At 67.6% G+C, this 18,410-nt stretch carries 16 protein-coding genes; 10 read left to right on the forward strand and 6 right to left on the reverse strand.

All coding sequences use genetic code 11. From position 1 onward, the window contains the following. Position 1: 1 nt before the first annotated feature. The 4 genes from SPI01S_RS16040 to SPI01S_RS16055 form a co-directional block, all read right to left on the reverse strand. Positions 2 to 421 carry a hypothetical protein gene (locus SPI01S_RS16040; RefSeq protein ID WP_066724765.1) on the reverse strand — a complete coding sequence of 140 codons (420 nt, stop codon included), beginning with the start codon at positions 419 to 421 and terminating at the stop codon, positions 2 to 4. Positions 422 to 626: 205 nt separating this feature from the next. After that, positions 627 to 2,090 carry a Fe-S cluster assembly protein SufB gene (sufB, locus tag SPI01S_RS16045; RefSeq protein WP_066724768.1) on the reverse strand — a complete coding sequence of 488 codons (1,464 nt, stop codon included), beginning with the start codon at positions 2,088 to 2,090 and terminating at the stop codon, positions 627 to 629. Then, positions 2,090 to 2,605 carry an SUF system Fe-S cluster assembly regulator gene (locus SPI01S_RS16050; RefSeq protein WP_066724771.1) on the reverse strand — a complete coding sequence of 172 codons (516 nt, stop codon included), beginning with the start codon at positions 2,603 to 2,605 and terminating at the stop codon, positions 2,090 to 2,092. Before SPI01S_RS16050 ends, sufB begins: the two co-directional genes overlap by 1 nt. Positions 2,606 to 2,648: 43 nt before the next feature. Beyond that, positions 2,649 to 3,581, reverse strand: a complete 933-nt coding sequence (locus tag SPI01S_RS16055) for an AraC family transcriptional regulator (RefSeq protein WP_066724774.1) — start codon at positions 3,579 to 3,581, stop codon at positions 2,649 to 2,651. A gap of 238 nt (positions 3,582 to 3,819) precedes the next feature. Here SPI01S_RS16055 and SPI01S_RS16060 point away from each other — a divergent pair, with 238 nt between their 5' ends. Genes SPI01S_RS16060 through SPI01S_RS16070 form a run of 3 tightly spaced genes read left to right on the forward strand, consistent with a single transcriptional unit; the run spans position 3,820 to position 8,386 of the window. Beyond that, the gene (locus tag SPI01S_RS16060; protein WP_157084746.1) at positions 3,820 to 4,797 is read left to right on the forward strand and encodes a quinone-dependent dihydroorotate dehydrogenase; all 978 of its coding nucleotides are present in this window, start codon (positions 3,820 to 3,822) and stop codon (positions 4,795 to 4,797) included. Positions 4,798 to 4,836: 39 nt separating this feature from the next. Then, entirely contained in the window at positions 4,837 to 6,555 is a 1,719-nt protein-coding gene (gene ggt, locus SPI01S_RS16065) for a gamma-glutamyltransferase (protein ID WP_084253514.1), read from the forward strand. A 46-nt stretch (positions 6,556 to 6,601) separates the two neighbouring features. Continuing rightward, positions 6,602 to 8,386, forward strand: coding sequence for an AMP-dependent synthetase/ligase (locus SPI01S_RS16070; protein ID WP_066724778.1), 1,785 nt, complete (start codon positions 6,602 to 6,604; stop codon positions 8,384 to 8,386). Positions 8,387 to 8,437: 51 nt separating this feature from the next. Here the strand turns inward: SPI01S_RS16070 and SPI01S_RS16075 are convergent, their stop codons facing one another. Next, the gene (locus SPI01S_RS16075) at positions 8,438 to 11,305 is read right to left on the reverse strand and encodes a M16 family metallopeptidase (RefSeq protein WP_066724780.1); all 2,868 of its coding nucleotides are present in this window, start codon (positions 11,303 to 11,305) and stop codon (positions 8,438 to 8,440) included. A 184-nt stretch (positions 11,306 to 11,489) separates the two neighbouring features. Here SPI01S_RS16075 and SPI01S_RS16080 point away from each other — a divergent pair, with 184 nt between their 5' ends. The 3 genes from SPI01S_RS16080 to SPI01S_RS16090 are packed head-to-tail and all read left to right on the forward strand — an operon-like array spanning position 11,490 to position 13,046. Further along, positions 11,490 to 12,281 (forward strand): aspartyl/asparaginyl beta-hydroxylase domain-containing protein, encoded by a 792-nt coding sequence (locus SPI01S_RS16080; protein WP_084253515.1) that lies wholly within the window; start codon positions 11,490 to 11,492, stop codon positions 12,279 to 12,281. A gap of 46 nt (positions 12,282 to 12,327) precedes the next feature. After that, entirely contained in the window at positions 12,328 to 12,744 is a 417-nt protein-coding gene (locus tag SPI01S_RS16085) for a VOC family protein (protein WP_066724782.1), read from the forward strand. Beyond that, on the forward strand, positions 12,741 to 13,046 hold the full coding sequence (locus SPI01S_RS16090) for a polyhydroxyalkanoic acid system family protein (RefSeq protein ID WP_174539119.1): 306 nt from the start codon (positions 12,741 to 12,743) through the stop codon (positions 13,044 to 13,046). The genes SPI01S_RS16085 and SPI01S_RS16090 overlap by 4 nt, the downstream gene beginning before the upstream one ends. A gap of 15 nt (positions 13,047 to 13,061) precedes the next feature. Here SPI01S_RS16090 and SPI01S_RS16095 read toward each other — a convergent pair whose 3' ends face one another. Continuing rightward, positions 13,062 to 14,447 carry a PQQ-dependent sugar dehydrogenase gene (locus SPI01S_RS16095; protein WP_066724850.1) on the reverse strand — a complete coding sequence of 462 codons (1,386 nt, stop codon included), beginning with the start codon at positions 14,445 to 14,447 and terminating at the stop codon, positions 13,062 to 13,064. Between the two features lie 142 nt (positions 14,448 to 14,589). Here SPI01S_RS16095 and SPI01S_RS16100 point away from each other — a divergent pair, with 142 nt between their 5' ends. The 4 genes from SPI01S_RS16100 (at position 14,590) to zapE (ending at position 18,264) form a co-directional block, all read left to right on the forward strand. Beyond that, on the forward strand, positions 14,590 to 15,537 hold the full coding sequence (locus SPI01S_RS16100; protein ID WP_084253519.1) for a C13 family peptidase: 948 nt from the start codon (positions 14,590 to 14,592) through the stop codon (positions 15,535 to 15,537). 71 nt (positions 15,538 to 15,608) lie between these two features. After that, positions 15,609 to 16,184: a Clp protease/crotonase-like domain-containing protein gene (locus tag SPI01S_RS16105; protein ID WP_066724786.1), complete on the forward strand. Its 576-nt coding sequence runs from the start codon at positions 15,609 to 15,611 to the stop codon at positions 16,182 to 16,184. Between the two features lie 100 nt (positions 16,185 to 16,284). Beyond that, the gene (locus SPI01S_RS16110; protein ID WP_066724789.1) at positions 16,285 to 17,067 is read left to right on the forward strand and encodes a succinate dehydrogenase iron-sulfur subunit; all 783 of its coding nucleotides are present in this window, start codon (positions 16,285 to 16,287) and stop codon (positions 17,065 to 17,067) included. 84 nt (positions 17,068 to 17,151) lie between these two features. Then, on the forward strand, positions 17,152 to 18,264 hold the full coding sequence (zapE, locus tag SPI01S_RS16115) for a cell division protein ZapE (RefSeq protein ID WP_066724797.1): 1,113 nt from the start codon (positions 17,152 to 17,154) through the stop codon (positions 18,262 to 18,264). Positions 18,265 to 18,410 lie beyond the last annotated feature (146 nt).

Genomic DNA, 18,410 nt, shown 5'->3' on the forward strand with positions numbered 1-18,410 from the left:
TTCAGATCGCCACGGTCACGAGAGAAAGGGTCTTGGGCGGAGCGCCCGCGCCATAGGCATCGACCAGGGCGCCGTCGGGCAGCTTCCACATGATCTTGTACTGCTTGGGCGCGGTGACGCTGGCCTTGATGTCGGCTTCGATCGCATCGAGCACCGGGGTCAGCTTGCGCCAGGCGCTCGGCTGATAGGGCCGATCGTTGAGCAGCAGGCGGCCGGCCTGGAAATCGGAATCGAGGAAGTCGCGGCACTGCTTGATCGCACCGGCGACCTTGGCGGTGCGCGCGCCCGCGTCCGCCGGCGCCACGCCGATCGCGCGGACGATGCAGCGCGCATGGTTGGTCGCCGCGCCGAACTGCGACGCGCTGTCGACCGCGACACCCCCCTGGAGGGCGAAGGCAGCGGCGAGAAGGGCGTTCAACATGCACGATACTCCTGCGGGCCCGGAACGCGGCCCTGCGTCGTCGCTACAATGCCGCGCATGAGCGCAGGCTGAGCGACGCCCATTTCGTCATTCCCGCGAAGGCAGGAATCCATTTGCCAGGACGTTCGCGGAAAGAACCGCGTCCGCAACCCCAATGGATCCCCGCCTTCGCGGGGATGACGGCGAAGATGGATGGCAGGCTGCATCACCCCACCGAACCTTCGAGCGAAATGCCGAGCAGCTTCTGCGCCTCTACCGCGAATTCCATCGGCAGCTGCTTCAGCACTTCGCGCGCGAAGCCGTTGACGATCAGCGCGACAGCAGCCTCCTGGTCCAGCCCGCGCTGGAGCGCATAGAACAGCTGGTCGTCGCTGATCTTGCTGGTGGTCGCCTCATGCTCGATCTGCGCCGAGGGGTTCTTCACCTCGATGTACGGCACGGTGTGTGCGCCGCACTGGTCGCCGAGCAGCAGCGAATCGCACTGGGTGAAGTTGCGGACATTCTCCGCGCTCGCCGCCACGCGGACGAGGCCGCGATAGGTGTTGTCGCTGCGCCCGGCCGAGATGCCCTTCGACACGATCGTCGAGCGGCTGCCCTTGCCGAGATGGATCATCTTGGTGCCGGTATCGGCCTGCTGGCGATTGTTGGTCACCGCCACCGAATAGAATTCGCCGACGCTGTTCTCGCCCGCCAGCACGCAGCTCGGGTATTTCCAGGTGATCGCCGATCCGGTCTCGACCTGGGTCCAGCTCACCTTCGAATTGCGGCCCTGGCACAGCGCCCGCTTGGTCACGAAATTATAGATGCCGCCGACGCCGTTCTCGTCGCCCGGATACCAGTTCTGGACGGTCGAATATTTGATCTCGGCATCGTCGAGCGCGACCAGCTCCACGACGGCTGCGTGCAGCTGGTTCTCGTCGCGCATCGGCGCGGTGCAGCCTTCGAGATAGGAGACATACGCCCCCTTGTCGGCGACGATCAGCGTGCGCTCGAACTGGCCGGTATTCTCCGCGTTGATGCGGAAATAGGTGGAGAGCTCCATCGGGCAGCGCACGCCCTCCGGCACATAGACGAAGGTGCCGTCGGAGAAGACCGCGCTGTTGAGCGTGGCAAAGTAGTTGTCGCGCTGCGGCACCACCTTGCCGAGCCACTTCTGGACCAGCTCGGGATATTCGCGGATCGCCTCGCTGATCGACAGGAAGATGACGCCCGCCGCCTTCAGCTCCGCGCGGAAGGTCGTCGCGACCGAGACCGAATCGAACACCGCGTCGACCGCGATCTTGCGCGATCCCTCGACACCGGCGAGCACCTTCTGCTCCTCGATCGGGATGCCGAGCTTCTCATACGTCCGGCGGATTTCCGGATCGAGCTCGTCGAGGCTAGCGATCGTCTTCTTTTGCTTCGGCTCGGCGTAATAATACGCGTCCTGATAGTCGATCGGCGGCACGTTGAGCTTGGCCCAGTCCGGCGCCTCCAGCGTCTGCCACAGGCGAAACGCCTTCAAGCGCCAGTCGAGCATCCATTGCGGCTCGTTCTTCTTGGCCGAGATATAGCGGACGGTATCCTCGCTCAGCCCCTTGGGCGCGAACTCCTGTTCGACGTCCGAGGCGAAGCCCCATTCATACTTCTTGTTCGCGGCGGCGAGCGCCTCGGCATTCTTGGTGGCCATCAGAACGTTACCTGGCTTTCCCCGACAAGCGCCGGAGAAGGGGAAGAAGAAAGGTCGGGAGGCGAAGGCGCGTGCCCATGCACCGGTGCAGCGGCGCCCGCAAGCGCCGGCGGATTGCTCAGGCTGGCAAGGCTGACCTGGGCGAGCGCCGAGCGCACCGCGTCGCTCACCACGCCCCAATGCGGCTTCACCCGGCAATTGCCCTCGACCGCACAGTCATGCCGGGCCGAATCGACGCACACGGTCAGCGCGATCGGCCCTTCGATGGCTTCGACGATGTCGGCAAGGCTGATCGCCGCGGGCGGCCGGGCGAGGCGGAAGCCGCCGCCGGTGCCGCGCGCACTCTCGATCAGGCCCGCGGCGGAAAGCTTGCTGACCAGCTTCTGCACGGTGGGCAGCGGGAGGCCGGTTTCGCTCGCCAGCAGCGTCGCATTCAGCCGGCACGACGCGCCGCACTGGCGCGCGGCGGCGGCCAGCATCACCACGGCATAGTCGGCAAGGCTCGAAAGACGCATCGACTCCCAATCGGACAAAGTTGATCCGATTGGGCATGTGGGCTCAGCGACCGCTCAGGTCAACTGTCTCGGGGATCACATCGGGGAGAAAGTGGAACTTCTCGTTCTCGAGCGTGGCGGCGAGCACCGGATCGATGCCGTCACGCAGCGATCCCGGTGTCTGGCCGGTGAAATGCTTGATCTCGTTGATCATGTGCGACTGGTCGGCGAAGGGCGCCATCACCTCGGCGAGCGGCGCGCCCTGGTGGATGCGCATCGCGGCGCCGATTGCGCGGAACTTGCGCCGCAGGTGATTCGGCGGTCCCGCGAAATACTCCTTGCAGAGCCGCTGCACCTGGCGCTGGCCCATGCCGGTTTGCGCTTCCATCGCATCATACAGCGCGTCGATCGTCGGATCGCCGGAAGCTGCCCATTCGCGCACGATCCGAAGGAAGGCGACATGCGCCCGCGGCACCCGCCGCGCGGCGTCCAGCCGGCGGATCAGCACGGGCTCGATAAGCGCGACCATCTCCTCCAGCGTTTCAAGCTCGCCAAGCTGCGCATGCAGCGTGTGGATCTCCGGTCCGAAGATCTCGCTGCCATCGACCAGCCGGTCCGCTACCTGGTCGGCCGGTCGGCCGATCAGTGTCCGCCAGCCGATTCCGCGCAGCGACATGCCGAAACAGCGGAACGGGCCCTCTATACGGTAGGTCCAGTGCGCAGTGCCGGGGCCGTTGACCATCACCGGCAGCGTGGCCTCGCGGTGCCCGTCCGGGAAGGTTACCTCGCCACTGCCCCCGAGACAGAAGCGCCACTGCCCCAGATCGACGCGCTCGACGCCCTCGATGCACGGTGCATCGATATGCGCGAGATAAAAGCTTTCGACATGGGGTATCAGCCGCCCGGCGGACGGTTGAAAAACGATGTCGAATGGTTGGCGTGCCCCAGCGCGACTGCGCGCTGCAATCGCCACCTGGCCCTCTTCGGCGCCACGCATGCGAAGCTGTTCCCCTGTGCTCCGGTTCGTTGCACAGCAGGAGCATGACCGCGCGAAAAGCGCAACGGAAAAGAGGCCCGGCCGGTTGCCCGGCCGGGCCATAAGGAAAGGGTTCCCCCCGTTAAGCGGAACCCCTCGGGTCGCAGGGGTTCTCTACCCGATTCGGGAGCCCCGGTATTGTACGGAATCGACATTCCAGCCTTTGACGACGTTTGCCTAGCGATGCATGAGCCCCTTCATGGGCAAGATTCTTCGCAGCGCGGTCTATTCTCTCGATCCGGAGCAGGCGCATCGCGCGGCGATTCGCGCGCTCGCGCTCTGGGGCAGCGTTGGGACGCCGCTGGGCGGCGGGCCGGAGTCGGCGACGCCGGTCACGCTGGCTGGCCTCACCTTTCCCAATCGCGTTGGTCTTGCCGCCGGGCTCGACAAGGATGCCGAAGCGATCGCCGGACTTTTCGGGCTGGGCTTCGGGGCGGTCGAGGTCGGCACGCTCACCCCGCGCCCGCAACCCGGCAATCCCCGCCCTCGCCTGTTCCGGCTGGTCGAGGATGAAGCGGTGATCAACCGCATGGGGTTCAACAATGGCGGGATCGACGCGGCGCTGGCCCGGATCGCGGGGCTGAAGAAGCGGCCTGGCGTGCTCGGCATCAATGTTGGCGCGAACAAGGATTCGACCGATCGGGTCGCCGATTACGCGCTGGGCGTGACCAAGGCGGCGCCGCATGCCGACTATATCACGATCAACGTCAGCTCACCCAATACACCAGGGTTGCGCGACCTGCAGTCGCGGCCCGCGCTCGACGAGCTGCTCGCGGCATCGCACGAAGCCCGTGGCAGCACCCCGCTGTTCCTGAAGGTCGCGCCGGACCTCGACCGCGCCGGACTGGAGGGCGCGGTGCGCGCCGCGATCGACCACCATGTCGACGCGCTGATCGTCTCCAACACCACCATCTCGCGCCCGCCGCTCGCGTCGCCGCAGGCCGGCGAGGCGGGGGGCCTGTCGGGCAAGCCGCTCAAGGAACTCGCCCGCGCCAAGCTGATCGAGGCGCGTGAGATCTCGGGTGGGCAGCTGCCGCTGATTTCGGCCGGCGGGATCGACGGGCCGGACGAGGCCAAGCGGCGCATCGACGCCGGTGCGGTGCTGGTGCAGGTCTATTCGGCGCTGGTCTATCGCGGCCCCGGTCTGGCACGCAGCATCGCCAGGGCACTCGCCTGACCGCTTGCCTATGGGGCAAAGCGCGCTACCCCTAGAGGCATGAAGAAAACGGTCGCGCTGCTCCTGTTGCTGTTCACGCCGCTGCTCGCCCATGCCCAGGGCATGGTGAGCGCGGCAGATCCCCGCGCCGCCGCCGCGGGCGTCGAGATCCTGCGTGAAGGCGGCAGCGCCACCGATGCGGCGATCGCAACGATGCTGGCGCTGGGCGTGGTCGAGCCGCAGAGCTCGGGCCTGGGCGGCGGCAGCTTCCTGGTGCTGTACGATGCGAAGACGCGGGCGACGACCACGGTGGACGGCCGCGAGACCGCGCCGATGGCCGCCGACGATCGCTGGTTCTACGATGCGGCCGGGAAGCCGCTCAGCCATTTCGCGGCGGTGCCGGGCGGGCGCAGCGTCGGCGTGCCCGGCGCGGTGCGCGCGATGGCGCTGGCGCACCGCACATCGGGCAAGCTGGCCTGGGCCAGGCTGTTCGCCCCCGCGATCCGCCTCGCCCGCGACGGGTTCGAGGTGACGCCGCGGCTCAACAATTCGCTCACCCGCTTCTCGGGCCATGTCGACCCGGCCTATCGCGCGTTGTTCTTTGGGGCCGACGGTGCGCCGCTGCCGGTAGGCGCCAGGGTCCGCAACACCGAGCAGGCGGCGCTGCTGGAACGCATTGCGACTCAGGGGCCGGACAGCTTCTATGTCGGCCCGCAGGCGGCGAAGCTGGTCGCCGCGGTCAACGGCGCGACACGGAATCCATCGAAGATGACCACCGGCGACCTCGCCGCCTATGATGCCAAGGCGCGGCCGGTGCTGTGCGGGCGCTATCGCGGCTACAAGGTCTGCTCGATGGGTCCGCCCTCGTCGGGCGGCATCACCGTGCTGATGATCCTGGCACAGATCGAACGCTTCGACATGGGGCATCTCGGCAAGGACTCGCCGACGGCCTGGCATCTGTTCGCCGAAAGCTCGCGCCTCGCCTATGCCGATCGGGACCTGTATCTCGGCGATCCGGACTTCGTGGCGGTGCCGCTGAAGGGCCTGCTCGACCGCCGCTATGTCGCCAGCCGCTCGGCGCTGATCGATCCCGCCAGGACGATGGCGAGCGTTGCAGCCGGCACTCCGCCGGGTGCGCCGAAACGCATGCCGGCCACGGTGCGGGAAGTCGCCGGCACCACCGACCTTGCAGTGACCGACGGCGCCGGCAACGTCGCCCAAGTCACCACGACCGTGGAAGGCCCGTTCGGATCGGGCCTCACCGTCGACGGCATGATCCTCAACAATCAGCTGACCGATTTCGACACCGTGCCGGTGAAGGACGGCTATCTGGTCGCCAACCGGGTCGAAGGCGGCAAGCGGCCGCGCAGCTCGATGGCGCCGACCATCGTGTTCGGCCCGGACGGCAAGGTGCGCCTCGCGGTCGGCGCGGCGGGCGGTTCGACGATCATCGCGCAGGTGGCGAAGGCCATCGTCGGGGTGATCGACTGGAAGCTTTCGGCGCAGGACGCAATCGGGCTCGGCCTGCTCTATGCGCCGGGCAAGACCGCGATCGCGGAATCGGGTACGCAGCTGGACGGGATGTTGCCGGCGCTGCGCGCGCTGGGCGAGGATGTCCGCGCGGCCCCCCTCGGCCTCAAGGCCAATGCGATCGAGCGGGTCGGCGGTCGCTGGGTCGGCGCTGCAGATCCGCGCAGCGAAGGCGTGGCGATGGAGCAGGACGGGTCGACAACGGTTATACGGCGGGTGGGCGCGACGCCCAACCGCCCCTCGGAATGACGCGGGACGCTCGCAGGATAGAAGCGGCGCTCGCTGGGGAGAGACAATGCGCAAGCTCGAACATTTCGATAATCTGGTGGCGATGTTCTTCACGCGAGCCGCGGAGAAGCGCGACGCGCCGTTCCTGTGGCACAAGGCCGGGGGCACATGGCACCCGACCAGCTGGGCGGAAGCCGCGCGGCAGGTGGCGAGTCTCGCCACCGCGCTGAAGGGCCTGGGGCTGAAGCCGGGCGACCGGGTGATGCTCGTCTCCGAGAATCGCCCGGAGTTCTGCATCAGCGACCTCGCGATCATGGCCGCGGGCTGCGTCACCGTACCGACCTACACCACCAACACCGAGCGCGATCACCAGCACATCCTCGAGAACTCCGGCGCCTGCGCGGTAATCGTCTCGAACACCAAGCTCGCCAAGACGCTGCTGCCGGCGATGCTGCGCTCCTCGGCGGGACGCATCGTGATCGGCATCGACGATGTCCGCCTGGGCCAGCAGGGCACGCTGGAGGTGCACGACTTCCGCGAACTCATCGCGGCACATCCCACCGATGCCGCCGGCGCAGCCGCCCTGGCGACCTTCCGCCGCACGGACCTGGCCTGCATCATCTACACCAGCGGCACCGGCGGATCGCCTCGGGGGGTGATGCAGCATCACGGCGCCATCCTGCACAACTGCCAGGGCTGCGTGACGATCATCTCGGAGGATTTCGGCTGGGAGGACGAGGTCTTCCTTTCCTTCCTGCCGCTGTCGCACGCCTATGAGCATACCGGCGGGCAGTTCTTTCCGATCGCCCTGGGCGGCCAGATCTACTATTCCGAAGGATTGGAGAAGCTTGCCTCGAACATCGAGGAAGTTCGCCCCACCATCATGGTCGTCGTGCCGCGCCTGTTCGAGGTGCTGCGCACGCGCATCACCAAGCAGGTGGAGAAGCAGGGCAGCGTCGCCAGCTATCTGCTGGAAAAGGCGGTGGCGATCGGCGGGCGCAAGGCGGCGGGCAAGTCTGGCATCGCCGACATGCCGATGAACCTGCTGCTGAACGCGACGCTGCGGCCCAAGCTCGCCAGGCGCTTCGGCGGGCGGATCAAGGCGCTGGTCTCGGGCGGCGCGCCGCTCAACCCCGAGGTCGGCATTTTCTTCAAGTCGCTCGGCCTCACCTTCCTACAGGGCTACGGACAGACCGAGTCGGCGCCGGTCATCTCGTGCAATCGGCCCAAAGTTGGGCTGAAGATGGACACCGTCGGCCCGCCGATGGAAGGCGTCGAGGTCAAGATCGCCGGGGACGGCGAGATCCTCGTGCGCGGCGAGCTGGTAATGCACGGCTATTGGCGCAACGAGGCAGAGACCGAGCGCGTGCTGAAGGACGGCTGGCTGCACACCGGGGACATCGGGGTGATCGATCCGCAGGGCCGCATCAAGATCACCGATCGCAAGAAGGACATCATCGTCAACGACAAGGGCGACAATGTCTCGCCCCAGAAGATCGAGGGCATGCTGACGCTGCAGCCGGAGATCCTGCAGGCGATGATCTATGGCGACAAGCGGCCCTACATGACCGCGGTGATCGTGCCCGACCCCGAGTGGGTGCAGGAATTCTGCGCCAAGACAGCCACGCCCTGCAAGTTCCGAAACCTCTCGCGCGATGCCGATTTCAAGGCGACGATCGGCGTTGCGGTGGAACGGGTGAACCGCGATCTCTCGGTGATCGAGCGGGTGCGCAAGTTCATCCTGGCGGATGAGGCGTTCACCATCGAGAATGAGCAGCTGACGCCGAGCATGAAGATCCGCCGCCACGTGCTGAAGGCGGCCTATGGGGAGCGGCTGGACGAGTTGTACTGACCTTGGCCCCCCTCCCGCTTGCGGGAGGGGGGAGAATGATGACTCGCTCGCTTACTTTGCCGCCTTCTCCGGCACCACCACCATCGTCCAGTCCTTGTCCGGCCGCAGATACTTGGCGGCCAGCGCCTGCAGCTCGGCCGGCGTGGTCGCGGCATAGTCCCGGGCGAGGCTGCGCATGCCGGCGATCCGCGCCGGATCCTGGGTGCCGCCCTCGACCAGGCTCATCCAGAACATGTTGCCGCTCGACATGCGCAGCAGCTGCTGCTTGAGCGGGGTCAGCGCGCGGTTGAGCTCGTCGGCGTCGATCGGTTTCGCCACCAGGTCCGCCGCGATGTCGCGGGCGAGCTTGAAGAAGAAGTCGGTCTTGTCCGGCGGCACCATGCCCAAGGCGGCGAGCTTGCCCCCGCTCGGCAGGCCCAGCGGCCAGTCACTCATCACATTGGGCGAATAGCTCACGCCCGCCTGGATGCGCAGCTGCTCGATCAGTCGGTCGCGGAACACCGCGGTCAGGATCTCGAGCTTGCGGCTCTCGGCAAGACCTGCGGTGCCGCCGCCGGTCGGCCAGGCGATCACCGCTGCGGCCTGATCCACCGCACCGGTGTGCGTGCGCACCACCGGCGTGGCGACGTGCGCCGGGAAGCGCACCGGCGCGCCGCTTTCCTTGCCCTCGGCACGGGGCTTCAGCGCACCGAAGCTCGCCGCCACCGCCTGCACCGTCGCATCGGCGTTCATGTCGCCGAAGATATCGACCTCGATCGGGCCGGTCTGGAGCAGCGGCTCCCACAGCTGTCGGAACGCCTGCGGGGTGAGCGCCGTCACTTCCTCGCGGCTCGGCACGCCCCAGCGCGGGTCGCCGTCATGGAGCAGCGCGTCGAGATCGCGGCCGAGCACCGCGTCGGGCGAGGCCGAGAGGCCGGCGTACGACGCGAGCGTCGCCGCCTTGGCGCGGGTGATCGGGTTGGGATCCCAGCCGGGCGCGGCCAGCTTGGTCGCGAACAGGCGGAGCTGGTCGGCCAGATCCTGCTTGTTGGTCTGCGCCTGGAAGACGAAGGCATCCTCCTCGATGTCGAAGCCGAGGCCGATCTGGCGGTTGCCGGTCAGCGCGTCGAGCTCCTCCTGGCCGAACTTGCCGATGCCGCTGGCCATCAGCGCGGTCTTGCCCGCCCAGCCCGGCACGCGCTTGTCGCCCGGCAGCGCCCGCAGGCCACGGCCGAAGCGGACATTGACCCACACCTTGCCGGTCTCGGACGTGTCTTCGCGCATGAGCAGCTTGACGCCATTGGCATAGGTGACCTCGTCGATCGCGAGATCGGGATCGACGCGCTTGCGCTCCACCACCTTGCCCGGCGCGCCGATACGCGGCAGCTGATCGAACTTCACGTTGAGCGCGCGGCGCTTCATCGCCGCCGCCTTCACATCGGCCTGGAGCGCCGTCGTCACCTTGCGGACCACGTCCGGATCGGGCGCATGGGTGTTGACCAGCGCGCGCGTCGCCGTGCCCTCGAACACCTTCTTGGCCGAGGCCTGCACCGCCGCCGGCGTGAACATGCGCTGCGCGATCGCGCCCTTGAAGATCGCGTAGGAGGCTTCCGGCGTCGTCACCGTCTCGTTGATGTCGACCGCCTGGACCAGGTCGTCGGCCAGCGACACCGCCGATTCGACCGGCGCGGTGGAGATGCGGTTGCGCATCACCGCGTCAATCTCGCCCAGTTCGCGGTCGATCTCGGCCTGGCTCGGCGGTGCGGCCATCAGCTCGGCGGCGGTACCGCGGACGTCGCGGAGCGCGCTTTCCCAGTCGTCGCCGGTCGGCAGCACGGTCAGCGTCGTGACGTTGGCCGAGCGGGCGATGTCGTCGAGATCCGCACCCGCGCCGAGGAACGACGCGCCCGAACGCGCCCGCGATTCGAGGCGGCGGTTGAGGATGCGGATCGCCACCATGTCGATCATGCGCTTCTGGTTGAAGATCACGGTGTCGGCATAGACCGTCCAGGGCCGCACGATCGCCATCAGCGCCACCGGCTGCAGCGCCGGCTCGACGATGCTGGCGGCGATCGGGTGATCGGCCTCGGGCTTGCCGAAATCGGGGGTCTTGGGCGCCTCGCCCTTGCCCTGCCAGCTGGAGAAATACTTGTTGATCATCGCCTCCAGCACCGCCGGATCGACGTCGCCGATCGCGATTACCGTGGCGCGTTCGGGGCGGTACCAGCGATCATGGAAGGCCTGCACGCTGGCCGGGGTAGCGGCGTTGAGCGCCTCCACCGTGCCGATCGGCTCGCGATCGGCGAGCAACTGGCCGGCGAAGATCAGCTGGTAGAGCGCGTCCTGCATCCGCTTCTGCGGCGCGGGCTGCTCGCGGCCTTCGGCCAGTACTACCGGCCGCTCGGCGGTGAGCGAGGCCTGGGTGATCGCCGGATTGGCCATCATGCCCGAAAGGATCTTGAAGCTCTCGTCGAGCCCCTGCGGCGTCGCATTGGGCAGGTCGAGCTTGTAGGTGGTGCTGATGAACGTCGTCGCGGCGTTGCTGTCCGAGCCGAAGGTAACGCCGAGGCGCTGCCAGATCCGCTTCGAATCGCCGTCGGGCACATAGGTCGACCCGCGGAAGCTGAGATGCTCGAGCAGGTGCGCGAAGCCGCGTTCCGAATCGCGCTCCATCAGCGAGCCGGCGTCGATGCGCACCCGGATCGAGATCTGCCCCGGCGGCACGCCGTTCTTGCGCACCGCGTAGCGCACGCCGTTGGAAAGCCGCCCGAACTTCCATTTGTCGTCATGGACGAGGTCGCTGCCCTTGTAGAGCCAGGGATCCTCGGCGGTCTGGACACCCTCGGGCCGGCCTTGCGCCAGCACGGGGGTGGGCAGCGACGGGGCAGCGAGTGCGAGGAGAAGCAGGGCGAAGCGCGGCATGCGCGGACGTGAGAACATGAAGCCCTTTCTAGAGGCGAGTGGGTCGCCATGCCACTGGCAACCTTTCTGCCGGATGTACGCCACAAGAATCCATGGACGCGCCATGTTTTGGACCCAAGTGGCGGCCTAGACCGGAGGCAGAGATTGTTGCGTTGCAGCACCGAATTCCGGGCCCAACGCGAAAGTTGCGGGGAAGTTGCGCGTGGACATTGCCACCAGCGAGGCGCCGATCGGGCCTGTGGGCGACATTGCTGCCCGCGCCGATTCTTGCCCCCGCCCATTGCTGCTGCGGTGGGGCAAGCATCTGCGCGGCACCTTCGACCGGCTGATCGCCGCCTCCTCGCTGGTACCCAACACGCCGGTGCTCGACATGCGCGCCTTCCCCTGGACCACAGCCTTGCGCGACAACTGGGAAGCGATCCGCGATGAGGCGCTGGCGGTGATCGGCACACAGCCGGGGGCGCCCTCGCTCGCGGCGATTTCGCCCGACCACCGCGCGATCGCGCCGCTGGGCAAATGGCGCAGCCTGTTCCTGTGGGGCTATGGTTACCGCGTCGACGAGAATCTGGCGCGCTGCCCGCATACCTCGCGGCTGATCGAACAGGTGCCGGGCCTGAACAGCGCGATGTTCTCGATCCTGGCGCCCGGCACGCACATCCCTGCGCATCGCGGCGTCACCAAGGGGCTGATTACCTGCCATATGGGGCTGGTCGTGCCGCGCGACGGCGACGTGCGGATGCGGATCGGCAGCCGCACCGTGCGCTGGGCCGAGGGCGAGACTCTGGTGTTCGACGACACCTATGACCATGAGGTGTGGAACGACAGCGCGCATACCCGCATCGTGCTGCTCATCCAGTTCCGCCGGCCCTTGCGCAATCCGGGCCGCTGGATCGCCGACACGCTGCTCGGCGTGCTGCGCCGCTCGGCCTTCGTGCAGGAGGCGCGGGCGAATCTGTGCCGCTGGAATCGCGGCGAAATCGCGGCCGACGCCTGAGGATTGCCACGTTGTCGGAGCCGGACGGCCGCGCTAAGCCAGCGGCATGCCGCGCCCCTTCCATCTCGCCTTCCCGGTCCACGACCTGGCGGCCGCCCGTGCCTTTTACGGCGACCTGCTCGGCTGCCCGGAGGGGCGCTCGTCCGAACAGTGGATCGACTTCGACCTGTATGGCCACCAGATCGTCGCGCATCTCCATTCCGCCGCGAAGCCGGTCGCGACGACCAACCCGGTCGACGGCCACGACGTGCCCGTCCCCCATTTCGGCGTGGTGCTGACGATGGACGACTGGCAAGCGCTCGCCGCCAAGCTCGAGGCCGCCGGCGTTGCCTTCGGCATCGCCCCGCACATCCGCTTCCAGGGCCAGGTAGGCGAGCAGGCGACGATGTTCTTCCGCGACCCCAGCGGGAACGCGCTGGAGTTCAAGGCGTTCGCCGATGACGCCATGGTATTCGCCAAATGATCCCGCAGACGATCAGCGTCGACATTCCGCACCAACTGGGCCGCGAGGCGGCGCGCGCGCGAATCGCGTCGAAGATCGGCCGGCTCGCCGACAAGATCCCCGGCGGCGCCACCGTCGAACATCGCTGGGAGGGGGACAGCCTGCACTTCACCGTCACGGCGATGGGCCAGCAAGTGGTCAGCCGGCTCGACGTACAGGATGCCCAGGTCCATGCCGAGATCGCGCTGCCGGGCATGCTCGCGCTGTTCGCCGGCAAGGTGCGCGAGATGCTGGCGAAGGAAGGCCCCCGGCTGCTCGCCTGAGGGCCTTCGATACGCTCAGCGCGCTGCGCTGACCCGCCACACGGTGTTGCCGACATCGTCCGCCACCAGCAGCGCCCCGCCAGCGCCGGTGATCACGGCGACGGGGCGGCCCTGCGCCTCGCCCTCGGCGTTGAGGAAGCCGGTGAGCACGTCCTGCAGCTTGGCCCCCTTGGCGGGGAAGCCGTTGTCGCCGAACGGCACGAACACGACCTTGTAGCCCGACGGCGGCTGGCGGTTCCACGAGCCGTGCAGGCCGACGAACGCGCCATTGGCATAGGCATCACCCAGCCGTGCCCCGTCCGCAAAGGTCAGGCCCAGCGGCGCGGTGTGCGCGCCGAGCGCGAAATCGGGACGGCGGACATATTCGCGCAGATCCGGCCGGCCGGGCTCGACGCGCTTGTCCTCGTACCCGCCCCAATATTGCCAAGGCCAGCCGAAGAAGCCGCCGAGATCGACCCGGCTCATATAGTCCGGCGGCATGTCGGAGCCGAGCATGTCGCGCTCGTTCACCACCGACCACAGCGCCTGGGTCTTGGGTTCGAACGCCATGCCGTTGGCGTTGCGGATGCCCCAGGCGAAGATGCGGCTGGTCTTGCGCTCGGGATCGACCTCGAGGATCACCGCACGGTTGGTCGGCTGCGCGGCAGCCGCGGCCATCTGCGCCGGGCTGTCGGCAGTGTAGATCGGGCCTTCGGCCTCCAGGCCGTCCTCGGCGATGTTGGAGGCCGAGCCGATGCTGACATAGAGGCTCTTGCCGTCGAGCGACGCCACCACGTTGCGCGCCCAGTGATTGCCGCCGCCGGGCAGCGACAGGATCTTCTGCGGCGCGGCGGTGATCTTGGTCTGGCCTTCCAGATAGGGATAGCGGACCAGCGAATCGGTGTTGGCGACGTAGAGCGACCCGTTCACCAGCGTCATGCCGCTCGGCGAGTTGAGGCCGGTGAGAAAGACGGTGCGCATATCCGCCACGCCGTCGCCATTGCTGTCGCGCAGCAGGGTGATGCGGTTCGCCGAGGCGACGCCCGCGCCCGCCTTGTTCATCAGCAGCCCCATCACCCAGCCGGTGATGCCGCCCTTGTCGCGCTTCGGCGAGTTGCTCTCGGCCACCAGAATGTCGCCATTGGGCAGCTGGTAGAGCCAGCGCGGATGGTCGAGCTTGTCGGCGAAGGCCTGCACCTTCAGGCCCGCTGCCGGCTTCGGAGTCGCGCCCGCCGGCCAGCCGACCGCCTTGGCAACGCCAACGGTCGGCACCGTCTGATAGCGCGGCTCGGTGATCTCCGGCGTGCGGCCAGTCACGGCGACTTCCTTGAGCGTGGCGATGTCCGGGCGGCTGAGCCAGTACCAGGCGGCACTACCGGCGACGACCAGGAGAGCGAAGGCGATCAGAAGGCGCTTGAGCATGCCCCAGCGATAGGGGCCGGCGCTGCGGAAGCCAATGCGATTCTGCGCCGATGCCTTGACTTCGCGCCTGCGCGGACAAGAGTAGGGGTTCACCTGTTCCGGGGGATCGGCCCGAATGCGGTTCTGGTTGCTTGCGTCCGTGATGTTGCTGTCCCTGTGCGGTGCGGGCGCCGCCCTTGCGCAGCGACAGCCCCCCGAACACACCACCGAATGGCCCGGCCTCGTCTCCGGCGACAGCGGCATCGACGGAATGGAAAGCGGCCCCGAACTGCAACGCGGCCGTGCTCCCCAGGCAATGCTGGCCGACCAGCGGCGGCTGGGGACGGCGCTCGCCACCCTCCAGCCGGAACGCAAGGGCGTGGTGGACGCCTATGTGCTGAGCGTCGCGCTCGACAGCGATCCCGTTTTCGCCCGCGAGGCGCGGGAAAGCGGCCGGGTTCTCACCCGCCGCTTCGATGCGGAGGGGCGTGTGCTCGTGCTTGCCGGACCCGACGGACGCGGCGCGGCGCCCCTGCCCGGCGGCAGCATCACCACGCTCACGCTGGCGCTTGCCCGCATTGCCGAACTGATGAACCACGAGCAGGACGTGCTGGTCCTCTACGTCACCAGCCACGGCGCGCCGGATGCGGGGCTCGCCTATCACGACGGCGACCAGGGCTTCGGCGTGCTGCCGCCGGCGCGGCTGGCCGAGCTGCTCGACGGGCTCGGCATCCGCAACCGGCTGCTGCTGCTCTCGGCATGCTATTCGGGCGCATTCGTGAAACGGCTGATCAGCGACACGACGGCGATCCTTACCGCCGCCTCGGCGACGCGCGCCTCCTTCGGCTGCCGCGCGGAGAACGACTGGACCTTCTTCGGGGACGCGCTGGTCAACCATGCGCTGCGCAAGCCGCAGCCGCTCGCCGATGCCGCTGAGGAGGCGCGCAGGACGATCATCGGCTGGGAACGGGCGGGGCGGCTGGATCCCTCCATGCCGCAAGTCACGATCGGCGACGGCGTCGGCGCGTGGCTCGCCCCCCTGGAGGCGCGGATGCCGAAGATGGCGACGGCACCGGTGGGTGCCCCGGCAACGGATGCGCTGAAACCGTGAACCTCCCCCTCTCGCACGTGGGAGGGGAACAACATTGCGGAACTCCACCTTTCCTCGCCGGTTGGCGGCGCATGTCCGAATCCGAGAGCCCGCTTCAGCACTACCCGCTGCTCGCCACCCCGCACGTACGGCTGCAGGGCACCGTCGACGACGCGATGTACCGGAATTTCCGCGAGCAGCTGGGCAGCGCGCCTGCAGACGGTCCGCTGGTCGTGGCGCTGTCCACGCTCGGCGGCGATCCCGAAGTCGCGCGGCTGATGGCGGACGAGCTGCGGCTGCTCCGCGAGGCGACGGGGCGCGAGCTGCTGTTCCTGGGCAAGGTTGCCGTCTATTCCGCCGGTGCCACGTTCATGTCGGGTTTTCCCGTCGACAAGCGCTTCCTCACCCGCGGCACGCGGCTGATGCTGCACGAGCGGCAGATGCATTCCAGCGTCGACCTGTCCGGCCCGTTGCGCGCGCTGCCAGCGATTCTCAAGGCCAAGCTCAACGAGATCGAGCATTCGATCGCCATCGAGGAAGAGGGCTTCCGCGCCCTCGTCGCCGGATCGCACGTCGATTTCGAGGAACTGCGCCGCCGCGCGCCCTATAACTGGTATATCGAAGCCGAAGAGGCGCGCGACCTGGGGCTGGTGCTGGACGTCATCTGAGGGGCTTGGCCCAAAGGGCACTTGCGCTGCGCCCGCGAAAGGCATAGCCCGCGCCGCAAAACCGACGCGTCGCGCCGAAGCGAAAGAGGAAGTTTCAGGAATGGCCGAATTCCGCCTGCCCAAGAACAGCCGTATCACCAAGGGCCAGGAGCACAAGGCAAGCCCCGAAGCCACCCGGGTGAAGAAGTTCAAGATCTACCGCTACGATCCGGATTCGGGCGAGAACCCGCGCTACGACACGTTCGAGGTCGATCTCGACGATTGCGGCCCGATGGTTCTCGATGCGCTGATCAAGATCAAGGGCGAACAGGATTCGTCGCTGACCTTCCGCCGCTCGTGCCGCGAAGGCATCTGCGGTTCGTGCTCGATGAACATCGCCGGCAAGAACGGCCTCGCCTGCACCACGGCGATCGAGGACGTGAAGGGCGAGGTTCAGATCACCCCGCTGCCGCACATGGACGTGATCAAGGACCTGGTCCCCGATTTCACGCACTTCTACGCGCAGTACGCCTCGATCAAGCCGTGGCTGCAGACCGTGACCACCACGCCTTCGGGCAAGGAGCGGCTGCAGAGCCCGCAGGACCGCGAGAAGCTCGACGGCCTGTACGAGTGCATCCTGTGCGCCTGCTGCTCGACCTCGTGCCCGAGCTATTGGTGGAACAGCGACAAGTTCCTGGGCCCGGCGATCCTACTCCAGGCCTATCGCTGGCTCGCCGATTCGCGTGACGAGATGACCGGCGAGCGGCTCGACCAGCTCGAGGATCCGTTCCGCCTGTATCGCTGCCACACGATCATGAACTGCGCGAACGCCTGTCCCAAGGGCCTGAACCCGGCCAAGGCGATCGCCGAAGTGAAGAAGCTGGCGGCCGAGCGCGTGCTCTGAGCGTCTTTTCTTCACGCATTTGAGAGATACCGAGCTGCCAGGCCCTACGGCCCGGCAGCTCGTTTTCGTTGGTAGACCTGCCCCATGACCCGCGTCCTCGATCGTTACCGCGCCCTCGTCTCCGCCGGCGAGCTTCGCCCAGATCGCGAGCAGGAAGCAGCCGCCGCCCGCCTCGACGCCCTCGCCGAGGAACTCCAGGCCGCGCCGCGCAAGGGCAGCGTGCTGTGGAAGCTCACTGGCCGCAAGCCGGCGGTGCCCCGCGGCCTGTATCTCTGGGGCGACGTCGGCCGCGGCAAGTCGATGCTGATGGACCTGTTCTTCGACAGCCTCGACATTCGCAGGAAACGTCGCGTCCATTTCCACGAGTTCATGCTCGAGGTACACGAGCGCCTGAACGTCGAGCGGCAGAAGGATACCGCCGATCCGGTGGTCGCGGTCGCCGACGCGCTGGCCGGCGACATCCGCCTGCTCGCCTTCGACGAGCTGGTGGTGAACAACCCGCCGGACGCGATGATCCTCTCGCGGCTGTTCACCGCGATGATGGCGCATGGCTTGACCGTGGTTGCCACCTCGAACCGCCCGCCCAAGGACCTCTACAAGGACGGGCTCAATCGCCAGCTGTTCCTGCCCTTCATCGAGCTGATCGGCGAGAGGATGGACGTGCTCGCACTCAACGGCCCGGTAGACTATCGCCGCGACCGGCTGGGCAGCGTCGATACCTGGCTCGTCCCGAACGGCGCGGAAGCGACAGCCACGCTCTCCGCCGCCTTCTTCCGCCTGACCGACTATCCGGTCGAGGACCGCGCCCGCGTGCCCACCTGCCAGGTGCCGATTCCGGGCGGTCGCGAGATCCTGGTGCCGAAATGCGTCAAGGGCGTCGCCGTCTTCTCGTTCAAGCGACTGTGCGGCGAGGCGCGCGGGGCGCCCGACTATCTCGCCGTCGCCCGGCGCTTCCACACCGTGATCGTCGTCGGCATTCCCAAGCTGGGCCCGGAGAACCGCAACGAGGCGGCGCGCTTCGTCACGCTGGTCGACGCGCTGTACGAGCACAAGGTCAAGCTGCTCGCGGCCGCCGACGCCGAGCCCGAGCATCTCTACGAGGCCGGCGACGGCCGTTTCGAGTTCGAACGAACCGTGTCCCGGCTGCTCGAGATGCGATCCGATGCCTATCTGGCCCAGGGCCATGGGGCGGATTGATCAGGCCACGTTGTAAGTCCATTCTCCTGTTCTACAATGATAATGGGCTCCGGGATTCCCCGGAGGAACAGGGAGAAGATGATGCGGCGGTTACGCCTTCTCGCGGCCATCGGGCTCGCATGTCTCGGAATATCCTCGGCCTGGGC

This window comes from Sphingomonas pituitosa NBRC 102491 (assembly GCF_001598435.1).
GTDB classification, from domain to species: domain Bacteria; phylum Pseudomonadota; class Alphaproteobacteria; order Sphingomonadales; family Sphingomonadaceae; genus Sphingomonas; species Sphingomonas pituitosa.